This window comes from Tsukamurella ocularis, assembly GCF_024807615.1.
In the GTDB taxonomy this organism is placed as follows: domain Bacteria; phylum Actinomycetota; class Actinomycetes; order Mycobacteriales; family Mycobacteriaceae; genus Tsukamurella; species Tsukamurella ocularis.
The window spans coordinates 492607-509239 of record NZ_JANUCJ010000002.1 but is presented as its reverse complement, the minus strand read 5'-3'; the positions used below and the strand labels follow the sequence as shown (position 1 = coordinate 509239).

The following is a 16633-nucleotide window of genomic DNA, read 5'->3' as shown; positions in this document are numbered from 1 at the left end:
CCTACCCCGAGCCCAGCCGGGTGATACCGGCAGGGGGGAGTCCGGCGGCGGTCTCGAGCACCGCGCAGAAGGCCTCGACGTGGCCGGACAGGTCGTCGCCCAGCGGCGTCCATGAGGCTCGCAGTTCGAGCTGGTGGGCGCGCGGGGGACCGGCGATGTCGCCGTAGCGCACCGAGGCGGTCGCGGTGACGGTACCGCCCAGCGCGGTCACCTCTTGGCCGCGCTCGGCGAGCGCGTCGGTCAGCCAACTCCAGGCGACCTCGGGGAGGAGCGGATCTGACGCCAGGGACTCGTCGACCTCGGACTGCACGTACGCAACGAGTCGCATCAGGCCGTTCCACGCCTCGTGGCCGTGTGGGTCGTGGAGCAGGATCAGGCGCCCGAAGGTCTCGCCGTCGGAGTGCTCGGGCACCACATCGGTCTCGGGCGCGCGGACTTCGGCGCCGAGCGCGTAGCTGTACGGTGCGAGTCTCTGCGGCGGCCGGATGCTGCCGATCTCGATCTCGGGGCGGATCGTCGCCGTGTGCAGGGACTCGACGGCGACGCGGAACGACTCCGGCTCGGCGCCGCGCGTTCCCGCACCGCCCGCCGCTTCGTCACCCGTTCCTGGTTGGCTCACAAACCGTGACCGTAGCCGCTCGGAAGGCCGCACAGGCGGAGGCGCGCCGCAGGCCTCGGCCTGCGGGCGCGGAGGTCATGACATGATCGTTGACGATGAGTAACGAGGATCGATCGACGACGGCCGCGGCGACGGCGTACCCGCTGCTCGATGCGGCGGCGGGGCGCACTCCGGAGCACCGCCCGGTGTGGTTCATGCGGCAGGCCGGGCGCTCGCTGCCCGAGTACCGGAAGGTGCGCGAAGGGATCGGCATGCTGCAGTCGTGCTTCCGCCCCGACCTGGTGTGCGAGATCACGCTGCAGCCGGTGCGCCGGCACCGCACCGACGCGGCGATCCTGTTCTCCGACATCGTGGTCCCGCTCAAGGCGGCCGGCATCGACCTCGACATCGTGAGCGGGATCGGCCCCGTCATCGAGCAGCCGGTCCGGGACGCCGAGGCCGTCGCGGCCATGCCGAAGCTCGACGCGGCACAGGTCGAGCCCATCGCCGAGGCCGTGCGGATGCTGCGCGGCGAGCTGCCCGCGGGCGTCGCGCTCATCGGCTTCTCGGGGGCCCCGTTCACGCTGGCCTCGTACCTCGTGGAGGGCGGGCCCAGCCGCAACCACGAACGCACCAAGGCGCTGATGTACACCCAGCCCGAGACGTGGCATGCGCTGCTCGACGCGCTCGCGGACATCGCGATCACCTTCCTGCGGGTTCAGGCCGACGCCGGCGCGCAGGCCTTCCAGCTGTTCGACTCCTGGGCCGGCGCGCTCTCGCTCGCCGATTACCGGAAGTACGTCCAGCCGCACTCCGCTCGGGTCTTCGCGGCACTCCGCGAGAGCGCTCCGGCCCTGCCCGCCTTCCACTTCGGGGTGGGCACCGGCGAGCTGCTCGGCGCCATGGGCGAGGCCGGAGCGGACGTCGTGGGCGTCGACTGGCGCGTCCCGCTCGACGTGGCCGCCGGCCGCGTCGGCCCCGGGAGGGCCCTGCAGGGCAACCTGGACCCCGCCACCCTGATGGCCGACCGCGACACCATCGACGCGCAGGTCCGGCGCGTGGTCGCGGACGCGGACGCGGCCCTCGCGGCGGGCGCCACCGGGCACGTCTTCAACCTCGGTCACGGTGTGCTCCCATCGACCGACCCCGACGCGCTCACCCGCGTTGTTGAACTGGTGCACGCGCTATGAGCAACGTCGCCGTCGTCGGGGCGGGCATCTCCGGGCTGGTCGCCGCCCTGCGCCTGCAGGAGGCGGGCGCGCGCGTCACCGTCTTCGAATCGGGTAACCGTGTGGGCGGCAAGCTGCGCTCGGAGACCATCGGCGGCGAGCGTCTCGACGTGGGCGCTGAGGCCTTCGTGCGCCGCCGCCCGGAGGTGATCGACCTCGCGACCGAGCTCGGTCTCGCCGACCAGCTCGTCGAGCCCGCCGGGCGCCGCCCGGCGCTGTTTGCCGACGGTGCCCTTCGCGGCGGCTTCGGCCGCACGGTGATGGGCATCCCGGGCGACGCTGACGAGGTGCGGATCCCGTTGCGCTGGAACCCCGGCGCCGACGCGTCGATCGGCGCGCTGGTCCGCTCCCGCCTCGGCGACGAGGTGGTCGAGCGCAGCGTCGACCCGATGGTGGCGGGCGTCTTCGCCGCTCACGCGGACGACGTCTCCGTGCGCGCCGCGCTGCCCGCGCTGGCCGCCCGCCTCGACGAGGGAGCCGCGTCGCTCGGTGAGGCCGTGCGCGACGTCCTCGGCGAGCCCGACGGCAGCCCCGTCTTCGGCGCCTTCCGTGGCGGCTACCAGCAGCTGCTCGACGCGCTCGCCGAGCGGCTCGGCGACCGGATCATGCTCGGCGCGCCCGTGCCCGAGGTACGGCCCGGCTGGAGCCTGCGCGGCTCGATGTTCGATGCAGTCGTACTTGCGGTGCCCGCGCCCCAGGTGGGTCGCCTCGTCGGGCTGGGCCTGCCCGAGCTCGGCGCAGCCGTGGGTTCCATCCCGGCGGCGAGCTCGGCGCTCGTGACGATGCGGCTGCCCGAGGATGTCGAGCTGCCGGACCTCTCCGGCGTGCTGGTCGCGAGCCGCGAGCAAGTCAGCGCCAAGGCCCTGACGCTGTCGGGGCGCAAGTGGGATCACCTCCCCGGCGGCACCGTGCGCCTGTCCTTCGGGCGGCTCGGCGTCAGCCGCATCGTCGACGACGTCGACGCGGGCCTGGTGGCCGCGGCGCGGGACGACCTCGCGAACGTGCTGGGGATTACCGCCGAGCCGACCGCCACGCACGTGCAGCGCTGGTACGAGGGCATCCCCGTCTACCTGCCCGGCCACCGCGACACCCTTGCGGCGATCGAGGCTGCCACGCCGAAGGGCCTCGCCCTCGCAGGCGCGTACTTCGACGGTGTCGGGGTGCCCGCGTGCATCGCCCGTGCGGAGGCCGCGGCCCGGCGCGTCCTGGCCGACCTGTCCTGAGTCGGTCCCGCGCGCGGGACTACGATCGACAGCATGGCCAAACTGGATTACGCGGAGCTCAATTCGACCGTCCGCTACCTCATGTTCTCGGTGTTCTCGATCTCGCCGGGAGAGCTCGGCGACGACGAGCAGCGGGCCGCGGCGGCCACCGAGGCCGAAGCCTTCTTCGCGAAGATCCAGGAGGATGACCTCGTGGTCCGCGGCGTCTACAACGTCGCCGGGATGCGCGCCGACGCCGACTTCATGATCTGGTGGCACGCCGAGAAGCTCGAGGACCTGCAGGCCGCGTACAACGAATTCCGGCGCAGTACCGCGCTGGGCCGCGCGAGCGACCCGGTGTGGTCGAGCACCGCGCTGCATCGTCCCGCGGAGTTCAACAAGAGCCACATCCCCGCGTTCCTCGCGGGGGAGGACCCGGGCGCGTACATCTGCGTGTACCCGTTCGTGCGCAGCCTCGAGTGGTACCTGCTGCCCGACGACGAGCGCCGCAAGATGCTCGCCGACCACGGCCGAGCGGCCCGCGGTTACCCGGACGTGCGCGCGAACACCGTGCCCGCGTTCGCCCTCGGCGACTACGAGTGGCTGCTCGCGTTCGAGGCCCCCGAGATGCACCGCATCGTCGACCTCATGCGCGACCTGCGCGCCACCGACGCGCGCCGGCACACCCGCGAAGAGACGCCGTTCTTCTCCGGGCCGCGCACGGACGTCCGCGCGCTCGTCACCGCCCTGCCGTGACGGTGGGCCGGGCGGGGCTCACGCCCCGTCCGGCTCCAGGCGCATCGAGATGCTGTTGATGCAGTAGCGGAGGTCGGTGGGGGTGTCGTAGCCCTCCCCCTCGAAGACGTGGCCGAGGTGGCTGCCGCAGTTGCCGCACAGCACCTCGACGCGGCGCATGCCGAGTGAGGTGTCCACTCGCTCGATGATCTTGTCGCCCGCGAGGGGAGAGAAGAACGACGGCCAGCCGCAGTGCGACTCGAACTTCGCGTCGGAGCGGAACAGCTCCTCGCCGCAGGCGCGGCAGCGGTAGACGCCGGACGTCTTCGTGTCGGTGTACTCGCCGGTGAACGGGGCTTCGGTGCCCGCCTGCCGCAGGACGCGGAACTCGGGCGCCGTGAGGCGCTGCCGCCACTCCGAATCGCTCAGCTGCAGTTTGGGCTTGGGAGTACTGGCCTCACTCATGCCTCCACGCTAACCGCGCGCGGCGGATGGTGCCAGCTCGTGCTTGCCGGGCTCCTCGTCGGGCGGGAGCGGACGGTCGATGCCCTCGTCGAGCCGGTTCTCGGCCTTTGCGTCGAGGTAGCGGAAGAGCAGCACACAGAACGGCACGATGACGAGCAGCGACCAGCCGAGCGTGCACTTGAGGTATGCCAGCGATCGCCCGAACGCCGGCCATTTGCCGGAGAGCCAGTTGTCGTAACTGAGGAACCCGTACACCGCGACCCAGGACACCCAATTGCCCATCACCGAACTGCGGTAGACCACCGTCATCAGCATCGGGAACAGCAGCATCGAGTAGTAACCCTGGCCCAGAGAGAGCACCAGCCACGACGTCGTCAGCAGGGTGCCGGTGGACGTCGCCAGCCACAGCAGCTCGTTGCTCCGGCGGTAGAACTTCCAGAGCAGCCAGAGCGTGACGGCGGCCATCACGACGATCGCGAGGCGGAGAAACAGCGACAGCCAGATCGGTAGCCCGAAGTACTGCGCGTTGCCCTGGATCGAGCTGTTGTAGTAGTCGCGCGCCTCGCTGAGGTAGGGGAGCGTCTTGTGGAAGAACTCCGTGCGGTCCGCGGAGAGCGCCATGCCCGCGCCCATCAGGACGACGGGGATGCCGACGGCGCCGATCAGGGCCTTCCATTGCCGGTTCGCCACTATCAGCAGGAGCATCACGAAGAGCAGCGGCTTGACCGCGAACGAGAGCCCGAGCGGGACGCCCGCCCAGAGGTCCTTCCGTTTGAGCAGCAGCGCCATCGCGGCCACCTCGGCGAGCAGGACGAAGCAATTGAAGTTCGTGTAGACGAGCGTGCTGGTCACGGCCTCGGTGGTCACCGCGAAGAACAGCACGACCGGCGCGACCACGGAGTTCAAGCCGTAGCCGAACATCCGCAGCATGATGTACAGGGCGAGTAGCAGCGCGACGGCGCTCAGCCCCACGAAGATGTAGCGCGCGGTCTCCGGATCGAAGTAGCCGAACGGCGCCATGAGCAGCGTGCCCGACGGCGGGTACAGGTAGTGCGGATCGACCGTGTCGTAGTTCTCGGTGTAGACCGCCTGGTGGCGCAGGAAGCGCACCGCGGCCGCGTACACCGTCGTGAAATCGTCGGTCTTGTTCCCGTTCGGGACCAGGACGATCAGCCGCTGCAGCAGCGTGAGCAGGGCGAGGGGCCACAAGATGGCCTTGACCACGAGGCCGGGATCGGACTTCATCCGGGCGAGGGCGACAGACGACACCGCTAAACCGTACCCAACGCCGCCGCGGCGGCCGGGAGGCCCGCCCGCGTCACGAAGTGCGGACCTGTGCCGATCACGCGGGACAGGTGCGCGTCGACGGGGCGTCGAGCCGGTCCAGGTACCCGATCAGCGACTTCTGCACGCACGACGACCGGATCACGGCCCCGTCGCCCATCCCGGCCCAGGTGACGGCCGAGGGCTGCGCGCCGACGACGGTGAGCTGCCCCGTGAGGGTGTCGAGCGCGGTGCGGGCGGTGAGCGGATCGGCGGCGGAGGTGGCGACGACCGCCTTCACCCCGAGGTCGGTGAGCTTCGGCGGGGCGGTCATCGTCGGCCAGGCCGCGCAGGTACCGAGGTCGAGCGCGGTGGCGGCGCCGAGCCGGAGCTCCGGGCCCCACTTCCGTGCGGAGGCGATGATCTGGTCGGGGGAGGCCTTGGTGACGGCGTCCGAGCACCGCCCGACGAACTGGCCGTCGGTGCCGAGGGCCTCGTCGGCCGTGCGGAGCAGGTCGCGCAGTGGCGCAGCGTCGCCGGACCGGGCGCCCTGCAGCGCCGTCGCGAGGCGGGTGATGCGCGCGTCCCGGTCGCCGGGGCCGATGCCGAGGGTGACCACCACGGCCCGTCGGACGTCGGAATCCGTGAACGAGCCCAACCGCCCCGCGGAAGCGTCGTCGATGATCCCGCGCACGGCGCCGGCGGGATCCGTGCCGAGGACGCATGTCGGTCCGCACTGCGCTGCGAAGGCGTCGACGGTGGCAGACGTACCGCGTGCGGCGTCCTCTGCGCGCTGCAGCTCGGTGCCGCCGTACCGCACGGGGGAGTCGAGGATCAGGCGTGCGACCTGCTTCGGGTGCTCGGCCGCGTAGGCGAGGGCCGTAGTGGAGCCGTCGCCTACAGCGAGCAGCCCGAGCGTCGGGACGTTCCACGCGGCGCGCAGCTTCTCGAGGTCGTCGGACGCGGCGGGCGCGGTGAAGTCGGAGATCGTGTCGGCGTACGCATCGCCGCACGTCGTCGCCGCCTTCTGCGCGGACTCGCCGATGTCCGCCACCCGTGCCTCGAGGCTCTGGCCGGCGGAGCCGCCGGTGCGGAGCACGGCCTGATCGCCGGCGGTGCGGCACGTGAGCGCCCCCGACGTCCCGATGCCGCGGCGTTCGACCGCGACCACGGGCCGGTTCGCCAGCACGGGGCTGTCAGCGGAGGCGAGGGTCGCCAAGGCGCGCTGGCCGGTGAACTCCGTCCCGCCCACCAGCACGAGCGGGGCCGCGCTGTCCGGGGTGCCGGGCACGCTCGCGCGCGTGACCGAGAGCTTGAGGGGCGCCTCCGCGGTCCCCACGCCGACGGTGAGCGTCGCGCACTGCAGGGTGGCGTTCGCAGCGGGCGGGGTGCCGTACCGCGTGGCGATCCGGCTCGTGCAGTCCTGCCAGGCGAGCGGATCCTTCGCCGAGGCCTTCCATTCCGGACCCTGGGGCGTGTTGTTTGCCGAGGTCGACGGTGCACCGCCGCCCTTCCCGAAGTCCGTGATGTAGTCGGGGGTCGGGGCCGGGACCGGCGCGCAGGCTGACGCGGCGACGATCGCGCCGACGGCGATCCCGGCGGCGGCGAGGGCTCGGGTACGCGCGTGGGGCATGCCCTTCACAGTAGCCAGATCACGGAGGCCGGGGCGTCAGCGCGCCCAGCGTGTGTAGAGGTAGCCCTCGTCGTCGCCGAGGACCGAGTGCCGCCGCCAGTGGTCCAGCGGAAGTTCGGGGCCGGTGACGATCCGTTTGCCCTCGCCGCCGACGAGCACGGGCGCGATGGTCAGGCACAGCTCGTCGACGAGGCCCGCGGCGAGGAGCGCGCCGAGGACGCCCGGGCCGCCCTCCGCGAGGATCCGACGGTGACCGCGGGCGTACAGATCGTCGAGCACCGAGCGCAGGTCGACAGATCCACCCTTCCCCGAGTAGACGATCGGTTCCGCGCCGTCCTCCGGGTACAGGCGGTCGGTGCGCGCGATGGTCCCGCGCGTCACGATCGCCAGGGCGGGGTGCGCGGGCCTGCCGTAGTCCTCGTCGCGCACCGTCGCCGCTCCGACGAGGACTACGTCGGCGGCGGCGCGGAGGGCCCCGAACACCCGACGGTCGCCGTCCCCGCCGAGGCCGCCCGACCGGCCCGCCGCAGTCGACGATCCGTCGAGCGAGCTGATCATGGTGGCGCGCACGTACGGTCGGCCCTCCGCGAGCGGGTGTGTATAGGCCAGGGCGAGGGCGGTGTCGTCCGCGGGCAGTGAGTCGATCACGTCACGACCGTAGCGCGGGATTTTTCGACCGCGACGACCAGCGGATATGATCACGACTCATGACGCTGCATCTCGTGGATCGCAACCCGACGGTGACGCCGGAGCAGATGGTGGAGCAGCTCGTTCCGCCGGAGATGTTCAGCGAGGTCAGCTTCGACAGCTACATCCCGGACCCGAACCAGCCCACTCAGGCCGCCGCGGTCCAGACGGGCCGGGCCTTCGTCGCGGACGTGGTCAAGCTCTCCAAGCAGCGGAACAAGAAGAGCCTGTTCGGGCGTAGGAGCACCCCGCCGCACGGCGTGGGCCTCTACCTCGACGGCGGCTTCGGCGTCGGCAAGACCCACCTCCTGGCGTCGATCTTTCACAGCGTCCCGTCGCCGAAGTCCTTCGGCACCTTCGTCGAGTACACCCACCTCGTGGGTGCGCTCGGCTTCAACCAGTGCGTCGAGTACCTCGCGAACCACAGCGTCATCTGCATCGACGAGTTCGAGCTTGACGATCCGGGCGACACGATGGTGATGTCGCGGCTGCTCACCGAGCTGTCGGCTCGTGGTGTGTCGATCGTGGCGACCTCGAACACCCTGCCCGGGCAGCTGGGCGAGGGCCGGTTCGCCGCGCAGGACTTCCTCCGCGAGATCAACAAGCTCAGCTCGGTCTTCCAGTCGGTGCGCGTCGACGGTCCCGACTACCGGCACCGCGACCTACCGCCCGCGCCGGACCCGCTCACCGACGACGAGCTCGTCGCGGTCGCCGAGGCCGATCCCACGGCCACCCTCGACGACTTCGACGCGCTGTCGGAGCACCTGTCGAAGCTGCACCCGTCGCGGTACAAGCAGCTGGTCGAGGGGATCTCCAAGGTCTGCATCCGTGGGGTGCACCCGGCCGACAATCAGACCGTCGCGCTGCGGATCGTCGTGCTCGCGGATCGGCTCTACGACGCCGGGATCCCGGTGCTCGTCTCGGGCGCGAAGCTCGACGAGATCTTCACCCCGGAGATGCTCGCCGGCGGTTACCGTAAGAAGTACCTGCGCGCGACGTCGCGCCTGCTCGCGCTGTCGCGCTTCGCCTCCGCGGACGCGCGTTAGCCCGGAACACACCAACACCCGCCCGGTGATGTGTGGGACCGGGCGGGTGCATGGGTGAGGGTGCCGGAGTGTGAGACGCGTCTCACTTCGCTGACAACAGTCACTGTACGGGAACGCTTTGCTTCGGGGAAGAAGGTTTGCGCATTCCGACGGGCGGAACCAGGACTCCGCAAGTGCACGAGTGGTTCAGCGCGTGAACCGAGCGATCGCGTCCGTGGCCTCTTTGAGCTTGGCAGCGGTCTCCGCCTCGTCGCCCGAACGTGCCGCGTCGACGACGCAGTGGCTCATGTGGTCCTCCAGGAGACCGAGCCCGACGGCCTGGAGCGCCTTGGTCATGGCGGAGACCTGCGTGAGGATGTCGATGCAGTACTTCTCCTCCTCGACCATCCGCTGCAGGCCCCGGGCCTGCCCCTCGATGCGGCGCAGCCGCTTGAGGTACTCGTCCTTGTCGGACATGTAGCCGTGGTGCGCGTGGCCGGCGTCGGTGGTCATGGGGATCAGTATCCCTTCTGGGGCCGGAAACTCCGCAGCCGCAGGCTGTTGCTGACCACGAAGACGGAGGACAGCGCCATCGCGGCGCCGGCGAGCATGGGGTTGAGCAGCCCGGCCGCAGCCAGGGGGAGCGCCGCCACGTTGTAGGCGAAGGCCCAGAACAGGTTGGCCTTGATCGTGCTCAGCGTGCGGCGCGAGAGCCGGATCGCGTCGACGACGGTGCTCAGGTCGCCGCCGACCAGGGTGAGGTCGGCCGCCTCGATCGCGGCGTCGGTGCCCGTGCCCATGGCGATGCCCAGGTCGGCGGTCGCGAGGGCCGCGGCGTCGTTGACCCCGTCGCCGACCATCGCCACGGCCCGGTTCTGCGCCTGGAGTCGGCGCACTGCGTCCACCTTCTGAGCCGGCAGCACGTCCGCGATCACCTCGTCGATGCCGACCTGCGCCGCGACGAACCGCGCCGCGGGTTCGTTGTCGCCCGTGAGCATGATCGGGCGCAGTCCCAGGCCGCGGAGCCGTGCAATCGCCTCTCGGGACGTGGGTTTGACCTCGTCGGAGACCACGAGCACGCCGCGAGCGGCGCCGTCCCAGCCGACTGCGATCGGGGTCTGTCCCCGGTGCTGGGCCTCGTCGAACGCGGCACGCAGATTGTCGGGCAGGGGCATCGCCGCCTCGTCGAGCAGGCTCGGGCGCCCGCCGACGACGGCGCGTCCGCCCACGACTCCGCGCACCCCGAGCCCGGGCACGGCGGAGAAGTCGTCCACGGCGGCGAGTGGAGTGGGGGCGGCTCGGACGACGGCGCGGGCGATCGGGTGTTCGGACGCCGCCTCGAGCGCGGCGGCGACGTTCAGCACGTCGTCGGCGGTCTCGCCAGGAGCGGCGTGCACGGCCTGCAGTGTCATCACGCCGGTCGTCACGGTGCCGGTCTTGTCGAGCACGACGGTGTCGACGGCGCGGGTCTGCTCCAGCGCCTCGGGGCCCTTGATGAGGATGCCGAGCTGGGCGCCGCGGCCCGTGCCGACGAGTAGGGCCGTCGGGGTGGCCAGGCCGAGGGCGCAAGGACACGCGATGATGAGGACGGAGACGGCGGCTGTGAGCGCCATCGACGCGGGCTGCCCGGTGCCGAGCCAGAAGCCCAGGGCGCCGACCGAGATCGCGATCACGATCGGCACGAAGACACCGGAGATCCGGTCGGCGAGGCGCTGTGCCTTGGCCTTCCCGGCCTGAGCGTCCTCGACGAGGCGGCTCATCTGGGCGAGCTGGGTGTCGGCGCCGACGCGGGTGGCGCGCACTACGAGCCGGCCACCGGCGTTGACCGTCGCGCCCGTCACCGGATCGCCGGCGCGTACCTCGACGGGCACCGCCTCGCCGGTGAGCATCGAGGCGTCGACGGCGGACCGGCCGGCGACGACGATCCCGTCGGTCGCGACCTTCTCGCCCGGCCGCACGACGAATTCGTCGCCCACGGCGAGCCCACCGATGGGGAGGAGCGTCTCGATGCCGTCTCGGAGCACCGTCACGTCCTTGGCGCCGAGCTCCAGTAGGACGCGGAGCGCCGCGCCGGCCTGCCGCTTGCTCTTCGCCTCGAAGTACCGCCCCGCCAGGATGAACGTGGTGACGCCCGCGGCCGCCTCCAGGTAGATGTTCGCGGTGCCGTCCATCCGCTCGACGGTGAACGTGAACGGGTGCGTCATGCCGGTGACGCCGGCGGCGCCCCAGAACAGCGCGTAGACCGACCAGCCGAACGCGGCCAGGACGCCGATCGACACGAGCGTGTCCATCGTGGCGGTGCCGTGCTTGAGGTTGGCCCATGCGGCCCGGTGGAAGGGGCGTGCGCTCCACATGACCACCGGCGAGGCCAGTGTCAGCGAGAGCCACTGCCAATAGTCGAACTGCAGCGCCGGGATCATCGCCATGGCGATCACCGGTACGGTGAGCGCGACGCTGATCAGCAGGCGCCGGCGCAGCGCGTCGGCGGGCTCATGGGTACGCCCGGCGGGTTCGTCCTCCGCGTCGCCGCCCGGGGGAGCGGGCACGTGCGCGGCGTACCCCGCCTGCTCGACGGTGTCGATGAGGACGGCGGCATCGGTGCCCGCCGGGGCGATGACGTGCGCCTTCTCCGTGGCGAAGTTGACCGTGGCGGTGACCCCGACGAGCTTGTTCAGCTTGCGTTCGATGCGGTTCGCGCACGACGCGCAGGTCATGCCGTCGATCGCGAGGTCGACCGCGGTCTCGGACGGTCGGGCCTCAGTGGCCACCGTGGCCCCCCTCCGCCGTCGACGGTGCGCCGGCGTGCGGCCCGGGCCCCTCGGCCGGCGGTCCGACGGCGGCTCCCACGGCGAACGCGGCGCCGAAGACGACGGCCAGGCCGGCCGCGAACGCACCTATCGTCACCAGGGGATTCATCGTCTCGCCCGCCTTTCGCATCGGTACACCCTACTATACCCCCCTAGGGTACGAGCGGCGTGGTGGTGCGGGCGCCGGCGATGTAATGGTTGAAACGTCGAATGAGCCGGTCGCACGCTGACGACATGAACGAGAACGAGACGCAGATCCACGCTTGGGAGACCGAATCCCACCACCCGACCAGCGAGGGGGTCGTGATGTACCAGCGCTGCGCCTGCGGCGCGTGGCGGATCAAACTGGTCGGCCGGACCGCCGAGGTGTCTGTGTCGCAGCCCGAGATCACCGCCCGGGCGGGATGATCGAGGGGTGCAGTTCGACCACGACAACATGACCGGAGTCCGGCTCGCCGTCGACCTGGTGAATCTCCGGGCCGACGGCGAGTGGACCCAGGACGCCGTCGCCGCCGTGCTGCGCGACCACGAGATCCGCCGGATCGACCTGGACGACGGCGCGGTGCGCGGCCTCCACGACTGGGCCGAACTGCTGCGGGCGCCCTTCCTGACCGCGACCGTCGACGACCGCTGCACCGCGGTGAACCGGCTCCTGGACGACGGGACCGCCGGGATCTACCTCACCGCCCACGACGACTGGCGGCCGCACCTGCACTTCACCCCGGAGACCGAGTCCCTGCTGAGCCGCGTCAAGGCGGTCACCGCGGGCGGGCTCGCCGTCTTCACCGCCGAGGCGGAGGGGGCGCGGCTGGGCGCCTGCGCCCGCGCGGGCTGCCCGAAGGTGTTCGCCGACACCAGCCGTGGCGGTCGGCAGTCGTACTGCTCGCCGCGCTGCGCCAACACCGACGCGGTGCGCCGGCACCGTGGGGCCTAGTCGATCGCTAGATGGGGGAGATCGACCGCCGCTTCTGCGGCACCCGCGGCGGTCGGCGGCGCACCCGCCCCAGCGCCTCCGCGAGCATCGACCGCGTCGCGGACGGGAGCACCACGTCGTCGATGCCGAAGCCGTCGGCCGCGAGCAGCGGGTCGACGTTCGCCTGGAACAGGGTGATGAGGTCGCCGCGCGCCTTCGCCGGGTCGGGCGCGGCCTCGTACTGCGAGCGGAAGGCGAGGTCGACGGCGCTCTCGATGGGGATCGCGCAGATCTCCGCGGTCGGCCAGGCGAGCGAGAGATCGGCTTCGATGCTGCGGCCGCCGCCCATCGCGATGTACGCGGCGCCGTAGGCCTTGCGGGTCACGATCACGAAGCGCGGCACCGTCGCCGCGGCCAGTTCGTAGCCGAGCCGTGCGCTGCGCCGCACTAGGTTCGTCTCCTCGGCGCCCGCGCCGACGAGGAAGCCGGGGAGGTCGATGAGGATCAGCAGCGGCAGCCCGAAGGTGTCGCACACCGCGATGAAGTGCGCCGCCTTCTCGCAGGCGTTGGCATCGAGCGCGCCCGCATGGAAGCGCGGCTGGTTCGCGACCACGCCCACCGGGCGGCCGTCGATCCGGGCGAAGGCGGTGACGATGTTCGGCGCGTGCAGCCGCTTGAGCTCGAAGACGGTGTCGATATCCGCGATCGCCTCGATCACGTCCACCACGTCGTAGGCCTGCCGCATCGACGACGGGACCAGCGTGTCCAGTCCGTCGGCCGTGTCGCCGGGCTCGTACGGGCCGGGCGCGACGAGCGGCTCGTCGGTGGCGGAGGCGGGGAGGTAGCTGAGGAAGGCGCGGATCGCGTCGACCGACTCCTGTTCGGTGTCGGTGACCACATCGACCACGCCGCGCTCCGCCTGGAGGTCGGCGCCGCCGATCTCGTCGTTGGTGAGATTCTCGCCCGTCGCCGCCTGCACGAGCGGCGCCGAGGAGATGCCGATGGTGCCCATGCCCCGCACGATCGTGACGAAATCGCAGCACGCCGAGATGTTCGCGGGCGCACCGAATCCGGGGCCCATCATCGCCGCGACCAGCGGCACGTGGCCGGAGAGGTCTGCCAGGCGCAGCAGAAGCCGCGATCCCGGGGCGGCGAGGCGCGAGTCCAGGGCCTCCTGCATCCGGTGGCCGCCGCCGTCCATGAGCATGATCAGCGGGATCCCGTCGAGCAGCGCGCGCTCGGCGCACCGGTCCAGCTTCGCCATGCCGGTGGCGCCGTTGCTGCCGCCGAGGACGGTGAAGTCGAACGCCGCGATCGCCGCCGGCCGGCCGTCGATGTACCCGACGCCGGTCACCACGCCGTCGCCCGGCGCGACGAGGGGAGCGGCGCCCTGCTGCGCGGGGCCCGGGCCGGCGAGCGCGCCGAACTCGTGGAATCCGCCATTCGTGAGCAGTGCGACCCGCTCGCGGGCGGTCATCTTGCCGCGGGCGTGCTGTTTGGCGACCTTCTCTGCGCGCGCCTCGTCGGTGACCGCCCCGTAGGCGGCTCGCACGCGGTCGTTCAGGGCCTGTTCCGGCGTGGGTTCACTCACAGTCGGAAGCTAGCAGGTGTCCACGGCCCGGTGGACAGCTGGCCTTGTTCCGTCCATTCCCGCCGGTCCGAGAGCCACGATCGTCAACCCGGCAGGTCTCCTCCAGAGGAGTTCGGCGATCACACCAGCCCGGTACGTGAGGAATGGCTGAAGCCCCGGCCACGTACGTGGCCGGGGCTTCTTGAGCGGATGACGGGATTCGAACCCGCGACCCTCACCTTGGCAAGGTGATGCGCTACCAACTGCGCTACATCCGCGTGCCCGTCGGGCGAGCAACAAGTTACACGAAGGTTGCGCCCGGGCGCGAATCGGCTGGTGGCGTCAGGCTTCCCGCGGCAGGAGCAGGACCTTGCCGACGGAGTCCTTCGACTGGAGGAGGGCCTGGCCCTGCTCGGCATCGGCGAGGGGAGGCGCCCGCCGATCCTCAGCGCGTCGATGTTCCGCGGGAGGTAGTGCCGACCATGATGTCGAGGATCACATCGGCCTGGACGGCGAGCTCGGCTGCAAAGACCTGTTCGCGGTAGGTGATCGCGATGTCGGCGGCGAGCTCGCGGCAGCGTTGCGCCTTTCCCTCCGAGTCGACGGTGACGGCCACCCGCGCCCCCCGAGCTGGCGGTGCGCCGCTCGTGCGTGCGCGACCGGCGGTGGGGCGCTGTCCGGGGTCGCCCGGGATTACATCCCGTCGAGGAGGTGCGCACCGTCCGGCGGTCACGTGTGGTTGCAGCGCAGGGTGCTCAGCGCTCGCGTGCAATCACCAAGACGTGCCGAACGTGGTCGAGTGAGGTGCGCTCTCGATGGTGTTGCGGCGCATTTGTATTCGTTCTCAGATGCTGCGTACTCAGGCCGGATGGCAGATCTGACCGTCTATCATGGCGGTGCGCACCACGTCCGGCCGTGGTGGTGTCGAACAGATCGAACGTCGTTCCAGGGGCTGAAGCAGCTCGGCCCGTCGTGCACTGAGTGACCGGTGGGAGTGTCCGTGTCGACTCGAGTACCCTCACCTCCGCCTGACCGAGCCCTGTTCTGGAACGGCGCGTGCATAGCGCTGATCGCTGCGGCGATCGCCACGGGGTTCATCGATGCGATCCCGGTCGGGGTGACGATCGGACTGTGCGCCCTCGGTGTGGTGGCGGGCCTGGTCGGGGTGCTGTTGTACATCGTCCACCTCCTCGCGAGGTGGCGCACCTCGAGGTCGTCGACGGGGGTGGATCCGATCGCCGCCCAGGGCGCTGAGCCGGCGGACGTCAGTGCTGCGGAGCCGGCCGCCCCGTCGACTCCCGCGGTGCAGGCTTGTCCCGAGCCCGAGCCCGAGCCCGAGCCCGAGCCCGAGCCCGAGCCCGAGCCCGAGCCCGAGCCCGAGCCCGAGCCCGAGCCCGAGCCCGAGCCCGCAGAGGGTGAAGTGATGTCCGGAGGATCCGCTGAGGCTGCTGGTTCGGCGACGACGTCGCCCGCGCGATGTTCATGCCACGGGCTGCCTGTCCCCGACTGACCCGGTGATAGGCGCTCGCGAGAGGTCCGAACAATACAAGAAAACCCCCTGCGAACAGGGGGTCTTCTTGGTGGTGCGCGATACTGGGATTGAACCAGTGACCTCTTCCGTGTCAGGGAAGCGCTCTCCCACTGAGCTAATCGCGCTTACGTGAAGTGGCGCTCAGCCGCTCCGTTGCGGAGTGGCTGAGCGTGTTGGAGGCGGCGACGGGAATCGAACCCGTGTGCACGGCTTTGCAGGCCGTTGCCTCACCACTCGGCCACACCGCCACGGTAAGCCCACTTCGAGCGGATGACGGGATTCGAACCCGCGACCCTCACCTTGGCAAGGTGATGCGCTACCAACTGCGCTACATCCGCATTCGTCCGGACCGGCGCTCGAAAGCGCCTTTCCGGTGCGAGAGAGAACACTACGTGAACATCGAGCGCTCTGCCAAATCGCCTGGTCACCCTGTGTTTCGTGCGCAGTCGGCGTGGTGGGGCGCAGCCCTGAACAGCGTCGACTTACAGGTTCGGACTGTAGTCCCAGGTGGGGTACCCGATTACCCTTTCGCTCAGCCGTCGTGTTAGTGTTCTCTCTCGTTCGCCTCGCTGGTATCACCGAGACGCGAACGAGTTCGGTCCTATGGCTCAGTGGGAGAGCGTCCCCTTCACACGGGGAAGGTCGCTGGTTCGATCCCAGCTAGGACCACAGAGAAACCGCCTGGTAACGGGCGGTTTTTTCGTTGTGGACCGTGTGACCCTTACGTGACCGACGTGGATCTGTTCCTGTTCGGCTGGTCCATCGGCGCCCGGGCGAGATCGCGGGCGTACTTGAGCGGGCGGCGTCGGCGAGCTGGGCGCGCCGCTGCTCGGAGGTGACCGTGTCTCTAGACCGCGTGGTCTGAACATGGACCTTGCGGTCAAGGATTGCCACGGTGCGCCAGCGGAAGTTCCCATCGGGCAGCGCAACCTCCTGTTGTGGACGGATGCTTCAGTAGCGCTCCCGAGAGCGGGG

Annotated in this window: 17 protein-coding genes and 5 tRNA genes; 8 read left to right on the top strand and 14 right to left on the bottom strand. The window is 70.8% G+C overall.

Annotation, left to right across the window (positions count from 1 at the left end):
* Window position 1: 1 nt before the first annotated feature.
* Entirely contained in the window at window positions 2-619 is a 618-nt protein-coding gene (locus tag HNP44_RS08525) for a DUF3000 domain-containing protein (RefSeq protein ID WP_259140220.1), read from the bottom strand.
* A 95-nt stretch (window positions 620-714) separates the two neighbouring features.
* Between HNP44_RS08525 and hemE the strand changes: the two genes are divergently transcribed.
* Genes hemE through hemQ form a run of 3 tightly spaced genes read left to right on the top strand, consistent with a single transcriptional unit; the run spans window position 715 to window position 3785 of the window.
* Complete coding sequence (hemE, locus tag HNP44_RS08520; protein ID WP_259140222.1) at window positions 715-1788, top strand: uroporphyrinogen decarboxylase; 1074 nt, start codon at window positions 715-717, stop codon at window positions 1786-1788.
* A complete protein-coding gene (gene hemG, locus HNP44_RS08515) occupies window positions 1785-3050 on the top strand; it encodes a protoporphyrinogen oxidase (protein ID WP_259140223.1) in 1266 nt (421 codons plus the stop codon). The genes hemE and hemG overlap by 4 nt, the downstream gene beginning before the upstream one ends.
* Before the next feature lie 33 nt (window positions 3051-3083).
* Entirely contained in the window at window positions 3084-3785 is a 702-nt protein-coding gene (gene hemQ, locus HNP44_RS08510; RefSeq protein ID WP_259140224.1) for a hydrogen peroxide-dependent heme synthase, read from the top strand.
* Between the two features lie 18 nt (window positions 3786-3803).
* Here hemQ and msrB read toward each other — a convergent pair whose 3' ends face one another.
* From msrB to HNP44_RS08490, 4 genes are all read right to left on the bottom strand, one after another.
* Complete coding sequence (msrB, locus tag HNP44_RS08505; protein WP_259140225.1) at window positions 3804-4229, bottom strand: peptide-methionine (R)-S-oxide reductase MsrB; 426 nt, start codon at window positions 4227-4229, stop codon at window positions 3804-3806.
* Between the two features lie 9 nt (window positions 4230-4238).
* Window positions 4239-5498, bottom strand: a complete 1260-nt coding sequence (locus tag HNP44_RS08500; protein WP_259140228.1) for a glycosyltransferase family 87 protein — start codon at window positions 5496-5498, stop codon at window positions 4239-4241.
* A 73-nt stretch (window positions 5499-5571) separates the two neighbouring features.
* Window positions 5572-7125, bottom strand: coding sequence for an alpha/beta hydrolase (locus tag HNP44_RS08495; protein ID WP_259140229.1), 1554 nt, complete (start codon window positions 7123-7125; stop codon window positions 5572-5574).
* A gap of 36 nt (window positions 7126-7161) precedes the next feature.
* Window positions 7162-7773, bottom strand: a complete 612-nt coding sequence (locus tag HNP44_RS08490; RefSeq protein WP_259256867.1) for a dihydrofolate reductase family protein — start codon at window positions 7771-7773, stop codon at window positions 7162-7164.
* Between the two features lie 59 nt (window positions 7774-7832).
* On the opposite strand from HNP44_RS08490, the gene zapE reads away from it, so the two are divergent.
* On the top strand, window positions 7833-8858 hold the full coding sequence (gene zapE / locus HNP44_RS08485; protein WP_259140231.1) for a cell division protein ZapE: 1026 nt from the start codon (window positions 7833-7835) through the stop codon (window positions 8856-8858).
* A 186-nt stretch (window positions 8859-9044) separates the two neighbouring features.
* On the opposite strand, the gene HNP44_RS08480 is transcribed toward zapE, so the two are convergent.
* The 3 genes from HNP44_RS08480 to HNP44_RS08470 are packed head-to-tail and all read right to left on the bottom strand — an operon-like array spanning window position 9045 to window position 11774.
* Complete coding sequence (locus HNP44_RS08480; protein ID WP_304941267.1) at window positions 9045-9350, bottom strand: metal-sensitive transcriptional regulator; 306 nt, start codon at window positions 9348-9350, stop codon at window positions 9045-9047.
* 5 nt (window positions 9351-9355) lie between these two features.
* Window positions 9356-11605: a heavy metal translocating P-type ATPase gene (locus HNP44_RS08475; protein ID WP_259140232.1), complete on the bottom strand. Its 2250-nt coding sequence runs from the start codon at window positions 11603-11605 to the stop codon at window positions 9356-9358.
* Window positions 11595-11774: a hypothetical protein gene (locus HNP44_RS08470; protein ID WP_259140233.1), complete on the bottom strand. Its 180-nt coding sequence runs from the start codon at window positions 11772-11774 to the stop codon at window positions 11595-11597. Before HNP44_RS08470 ends, HNP44_RS08475 begins: the two co-directional genes overlap by 11 nt.
* Before the next feature lie 104 nt (window positions 11775-11878).
* On the opposite strand from HNP44_RS08470, the gene HNP44_RS08465 reads away from it, so the two are divergent.
* Both HNP44_RS08465 and HNP44_RS08460 read left to right on the top strand, forming a co-directional pair.
* Window positions 11879-12052: a hypothetical protein gene (locus HNP44_RS08465; RefSeq protein ID WP_259140234.1), complete on the top strand. Its 174-nt coding sequence runs from the start codon at window positions 11879-11881 to the stop codon at window positions 12050-12052.
* Window positions 12053-12059: 7 nt separating this feature from the next.
* Window positions 12060-12578 (top strand): CGNR zinc finger domain-containing protein, encoded by a 519-nt coding sequence (locus tag HNP44_RS08460; protein WP_259140235.1) that lies wholly within the window; start codon window positions 12060-12062, stop codon window positions 12576-12578.
* A 7-nt stretch (window positions 12579-12585) separates the two neighbouring features.
* Here HNP44_RS08460 and HNP44_RS08455 read toward each other — a convergent pair whose 3' ends face one another.
* The 3 genes from HNP44_RS08455 to HNP44_RS08445 all read right to left on the bottom strand — a co-directional run bounded on the left by HNP44_RS08455 (window position 12586) and on the right by HNP44_RS08445 (window position 14743).
* On the bottom strand, window positions 12586-14148 hold the full coding sequence (locus HNP44_RS08455; protein ID WP_259140236.1) for an acyl-CoA carboxylase subunit beta: 1563 nt from the start codon (window positions 14146-14148) through the stop codon (window positions 12586-12588).
* A gap of 184 nt (window positions 14149-14332) precedes the next feature.
* Window positions 14333-14405, bottom strand: a tRNA-Gly gene (locus HNP44_RS08450).
* A 167-nt stretch (window positions 14406-14572) separates the two neighbouring features.
* Window positions 14573-14743, bottom strand: coding sequence for a hypothetical protein (locus HNP44_RS08445; RefSeq protein WP_259140237.1), 171 nt, complete (start codon window positions 14741-14743; stop codon window positions 14573-14575).
* A gap of 384 nt (window positions 14744-15127) precedes the next feature.
* Between HNP44_RS08445 and HNP44_RS08440 the strand changes: the two genes are divergently transcribed.
* Window positions 15128-15637, top strand: a complete 510-nt coding sequence (locus tag HNP44_RS08440) for a hypothetical protein (protein WP_259140239.1) — start codon at window positions 15128-15130, stop codon at window positions 15635-15637.
* A gap of 71 nt (window positions 15638-15708) precedes the next feature.
* On the opposite strand, the gene HNP44_RS08435 is transcribed toward HNP44_RS08440, so the two are convergent.
* The 3 genes from HNP44_RS08435 to HNP44_RS08425 all read right to left on the bottom strand — a co-directional run bounded on the left by HNP44_RS08435 (window position 15709) and on the right by HNP44_RS08425 (window position 15996).
* Window positions 15709-15783, bottom strand: a tRNA-Val gene (locus tag HNP44_RS08435).
* Between the two features lie 49 nt (window positions 15784-15832).
* Window positions 15833-15906 (bottom strand) — tRNA-Cys (locus HNP44_RS08430).
* 17 nt (window positions 15907-15923) lie between these two features.
* Window positions 15924-15996: transfer RNA gene (locus HNP44_RS08425), tRNA-Gly, on the bottom strand.
* A gap of 259 nt (window positions 15997-16255) precedes the next feature.
* Between HNP44_RS08425 and HNP44_RS08420 the strand changes: the two genes are divergently transcribed.
* Window positions 16256-16327 (top strand) — tRNA-Val (locus HNP44_RS08420).
* The last annotated feature ends 306 nt before the right edge of the window (window positions 16328-16633 follow it).